The organism is Roseateles sp. (assembly GCF_036404855.1).
Classification (GTDB): Bacteria; Pseudomonadota; Gammaproteobacteria; order Burkholderiales; family Burkholderiaceae_C; genus Pelomonas.
Window position 1 is genome coordinate 1 of the sequence record NZ_DASWYS010000045.1, and the last position, 4,366, is coordinate 4,366.

A 4,366-nucleotide genomic window follows, 5' to 3' on the forward strand; every position below is an offset into this window, starting at 1 on the left:
CCAGCATGACGCAGGCGCCCTCGCGCAGGAAACGCGTGGCGGTCGCGGCGCCGATCCCGCCCGCGCCGCCGGTGACCAGCGCCACCCGACCGGCCAGCGATTTCGGCTTGGGCATGCGCTGCAGCTTGGCTTCCTCGAGCAGCCAGTATTCGATGTCGAAGGCTTCCTGTTCCGGCAGGCCGACGTAGCTGTCGACGCCGTTCGCGCCGCGCATCACGTTGATCGCATTGACGTAGAACTCGCCGGCGATACGCGCGGTCGCCTTGTCCTTGGCGAAGGACAGCATGCCGACGCCGGGGATCAGGTAGATGATGGGGTTGGCATCACGCACGGCCGGGCTGGTCGGGCGCTTGCAGCGCTCGTGGTAGGCACGGTAGTCGGCGCGGTAGGCTTCCAGCGCAGCGTCCAGGCCGGCCAGCACGGCGTCCACATCGGGGTTGCTGGGGTCGAAGTCCAGCACCAGCGGGCGGATCTTGGTGCGCAGGAAGTGGTCGGGGCAGGACGTGCCCAGCGCGGCCAGCTTTTCCAGGTCGTTGCTGCCGACGAACTCCAGCACCGCGGCGCTGTCGTTGAAGTCGCCCAGCTTGCGCTCGTCAGCGCTGATGCGGCCGCGCAGCGCGGGCATCAGCTTGGCGGCGATGGCGGCGCGCTGTTCGGCGGGCAGCGTCACGGTCTTCACGCCGCCGAACACCGGCTGCTTGATGTTCTCGTTCAGCCATTGCTCGGCCAGGCGGATCATGTCCAGCGTGATCTCGTAGCAGCTCTTGGCGGTGTCACCCCAGGTGAACAGGCCGTGGCCTTCCAGGATGATGCCCTTCAGGTTGGGCTGCGACGTGGCCAGTGCTTCCAGCTTCAGGCCCAGGTCGTAGCCGGGGCGCTGCCAGGGCAGCCAGCCCAGCTGGCCGCCGAAGATCACTTCGGTCAGGCGCTTGCTGTCGGCGCAGGCGGCGATGGCGATGATCGCGTCGGGGTGCATGTGGTCGACATGCGCCTTCGGGATATAGGCGTGCAGGGGAGTATCGATACTCGCAGCCCGCGGATTCAAATTGAAGGTGCAGTGCGGCAGGTAGTCCACCATCTCGTCTTCATGCTCCAAGCCGCGATACCGCTTCTTCAGCGCATTCAGCTTGTCCATGTAGAGCGTGGAAAAACCATCCAGCTTGATGGACCCCAGGTCGCCGCCCGAGCCCTTGACCCAGAGCACCTCGACATTCTCGCCGGTCAGGTGATCGCGCATCTTGACCTTGGCCGAAGTATTGCCACCGCCGAAATTCGTGACGCGCAGATCTGAACCCAGCAGGTTGGAGCGATAAAGCAGCAGTTCGGGTTCGCTCAGTTTTGCCGCCACGTCGTCGTCCCACTTCGAGATGATGGGGTTATGCGTGGCGGTTTGGGAAATTGCAGTCATCAGCTTGCCTGTATTCGGCCTGTCATTTGCCCTCAGGGTCGCGGCCTGCGTCCCCCGGGGCCCGCTTCTGGCGGGTTAGCGGCACGCAGTGTGAAGCGAAACGTTGCGCCATGCGCGGGGGCTCAGCAGTAAATCAAAAGGATGAGCGAAAGCGTGGATGGCGGTCCCACCGCTCACGAAACGCTCACGGGCGTGAGTGGTTTTTGATTGACGCTGTCACGCAGCTGACGTAATCTGCACTTGAAACGGCGTTTCACCCAGGCTTTGATCGGTTCTGAGCGTGAGTGGAAGTGCCGTCGGCGGCTGGCGCCTACGCACACCGGCCGCATGCCCTGACCCGGCCTCCGCCGGGCTGCCAAGCCAAGCGATGCCCGCCCTCCAGAGGCTGGTCCCATAAATACGAGACAACGGTCGCCGCCGGTTCCCCGGGACGCCCGAGAAGGTGATCCACATGATCAATCACAAGCGTCACAAGCGTCTTCTCAAACTGCTGGACGAGCGTGAACACGCCAGCGTTCAGCAATTGATGGAATGGCTGTCGGCTTCTGCCGCCACCGTGCGCAGGGATATTTCCTGGCTGGCCGCGAAAAACCAGCTGACACGCACTCGGGGCGGTGCGCAGAGGTTGGAGCAGAAGAAAAAGTCTTACACGCTGTCCAGTGAGACTTTTCAGAACAACGCTCAGCAAAATACTGCGGCCAAGCGCGCCATCGCCCGTTATGCCACCTCGATGTGCAATAACGGGGAAACCATCATCATCAACGGTGGAACTACCACTTTCATGATGGCGGAGTTTCTCGTCGAGAAACAGCTGAAGATTCTCACCAATTCCTTCCTGATGGCCGAGCGCCTGCTCGTCACCAGTGACAACGAAATCATCCTGCCTGGCGGACGGGTCTACCGAGAGCAGAACGTCATCCTGAGCCCGTTCGAGAATGACGTGGCTCAGCACCACTATGCGGCCAAGATGTTCATGGGCGTCTATGGCCTGTCCATCCTGGGTCTGATGGAGGCCGACCCGCTGCTGATCCAGGCCGAGAAGCGCCTCATCGGCCAGGCCGAGGAACTGGTCGTGCTGGTGGACAGTTCCAAGTTCCAGCGCAAGGCCGGGCTGGTGCTGTGCGGGCTGAACCGCGTCTCGACCGTCATCACAGACACCGGCGCGTCCGACAGCGCCGTCCAATTGCTGGAGCACTATGGCGTGCGAGTTATCACCGTGGAGCCCGAAGCCGTGGACCCTCGGGTCGTGGAGGCCTCGGCCATGAGCTCGCATGACTACGCGGCCGTGCTGGAAGCCGGCGCCTACGGGCGTCGCGTGGGGCTGAACTCTTGAGCGCTCTTCCCGGTACCGTCGTCCTCGACATCGGCAAGACCAATGCCAAGCTCACGCTGATCGATGCTGCCGGCAAGACGCTGGCGGAGGCACGTACACCCAACACGGTGCGCCGTGTCGGACCGTATCCGCACCATGACACCGAGCGGTTGTGGGCCTGGATGCTGGGTCAGTTGCGCGAGCTGTCTGCGCTTGCACAGATACGAGCTATCGTTCCCGTCACGCATGGCGCGACGGCGGCGTTGGTCGACGAGGCCGGCCTGGTGATGCCGGTACTGGACTATGAGCACGTACCGGGCGACGCCGCCGACGCGGCGCGTTATGAGTCGCTGCGACCGACCTTCAGCGAGAGCGGTTCGCCGCTGCTGCCGGCAGGCCTCAATCTCGGCCGCCAGCTCGACTGGCTGCAGGCTCGCTTCCCCGCCGAGTTTGCTCGCGCCAGGCATGTGCTGATGTACCCGCAGTACTGGGCCTGGCGTCTGTGCGGCGTCGCCGCCAGCGAGGTCACGTCGCTGGGTTGCCATACCGACCTTTGGCAGCCGGAGGCGGGCCGCTGGTCCAGCTTGGTGGAACGCCACGGCTGGGAGTCGCTCTTTCCCAAGCGCCGCGAGGCCTGGGCGCGCCTGGGCGTGCTGCGGCCTGAGCTGGCCGCCGACACCGGGCTGCCGGTGGACTGCGAGATCGTCTGCGGAATCCACGACAGCAATGCCTCGCTGCTGCGCCATCTGCTGACGCTGCAACAAAGCGGCCCCTGCACGGTGCTGTCCACAGGCACCTGGGTCATCGCGGCGGCGTTGGGCTCGGCGACCAAGCCTTTGGTCGAGGTACAGGACATGCTGGCCAACTGCAACGTCTTCGGCGAGGCCGTGCCCTGCATGCGCTTTATGGGCGGTCGGGAGTTTGGCGCCATCGCCGGCGAACAGCCGGCCGCGTTCACGGCCGAGGACGTCGAGCGGCTGGTCGCGCGGGGCACGATGGCGCTGCCCTGCTTCGCCGAGACGGGTGGACCGTTCGCCGGCCGCGTGGGTGGCGTGACTGGTGCCATGCCGCAGACGGACGCAGAGCGCGCTGCGCTGGCGACGCTCTACGTCGTGCTGATGACGGATCATTGCTTGGACGCGTTGGGCGCCAGCGGCCGCGTCGTCGTCGAAGGCGCGTTCACGGCCAACCCCTGGTTCGGGCCCTTGCTGGCTGGACTGGCGCAGGGGCGCGATGTGACGGTGTCGGACGACAGCAGCGGCACCACCTGTGGAGCCTGGATGCTGGATGCCTGGGGGCGCGCGCCCGAGGCGGGTGCGGCGCCGGTGCAGGCATGGAGCCCACCGGGCTGGCAGGCCTACCGCGACGGCTGGCGGGTTTGCGTCAGCCCCTGGTTGTTCTGAACGCCCAACGAAACAGCCGGCTCGCGCCGGCTGTTTCGTTTCGAGATGTCGGCTCAGCCGCGGCGGCGCAAGCCGGCGACGCCCAACCCCGCCAGCGAGCCCAGCAACGCCAGCGTCAGCGAACCCGGCTCCGGCACCGTGAAGGCGCGAACGCTGTCGATGGCTGGCGCGCTGTAGCCGCTGGTGGCGTTGGCACTGTTGAAGGCGTAGACGCGCACTTCGTCGAAGCCGGTCACGTCGCTC

Annotated in this window: 4 protein-coding genes; 2 read left to right on the forward strand and 2 right to left on the reverse strand. The window is 65.4% G+C overall.

The window, feature by feature from the left end; all coding sequences use genetic code 11:
• Nucleotides 1-1,408, reverse strand: a 1,408-nt coding sequence (locus VGF12_RS02635) for a bifunctional rhamnulose-1-phosphate aldolase/short-chain dehydrogenase (protein ID WP_331174494.1), incomplete at its 3' end; no start/stop codon positions are given.
• A 451-nt stretch (nt 1,409-1,859) separates the two neighbouring features.
• Between VGF12_RS02635 and VGF12_RS02640 the strand changes: the two genes are divergently transcribed.
• Nucleotides 1,860-2,741 (forward strand): DeoR/GlpR family DNA-binding transcription regulator, encoded by an 882-nt coding sequence (locus VGF12_RS02640; protein WP_331174497.1) that lies wholly within the window; start codon nt 1,860-1,862, stop codon nt 2,739-2,741.
• Nucleotides 2,738-4,123: an FGGY-family carbohydrate kinase gene (locus VGF12_RS02645; protein ID WP_331174495.1), complete on the forward strand. Its 1,386-nt coding sequence runs from the start codon at nt 2,738-2,740 to the stop codon at nt 4,121-4,123. Before VGF12_RS02640 ends, VGF12_RS02645 begins: the two co-directional genes overlap by 4 nt.
• A 53-nt stretch (nt 4,124-4,176) precedes the next feature.
• On the opposite strand, the gene VGF12_RS02650 is transcribed toward VGF12_RS02645, so the two are convergent.
• Nucleotides 4,177-4,366: hypothetical protein (locus VGF12_RS02650; protein WP_331174496.1), on the reverse strand; the 190-nt coding region annotated here is incomplete at its 5' end.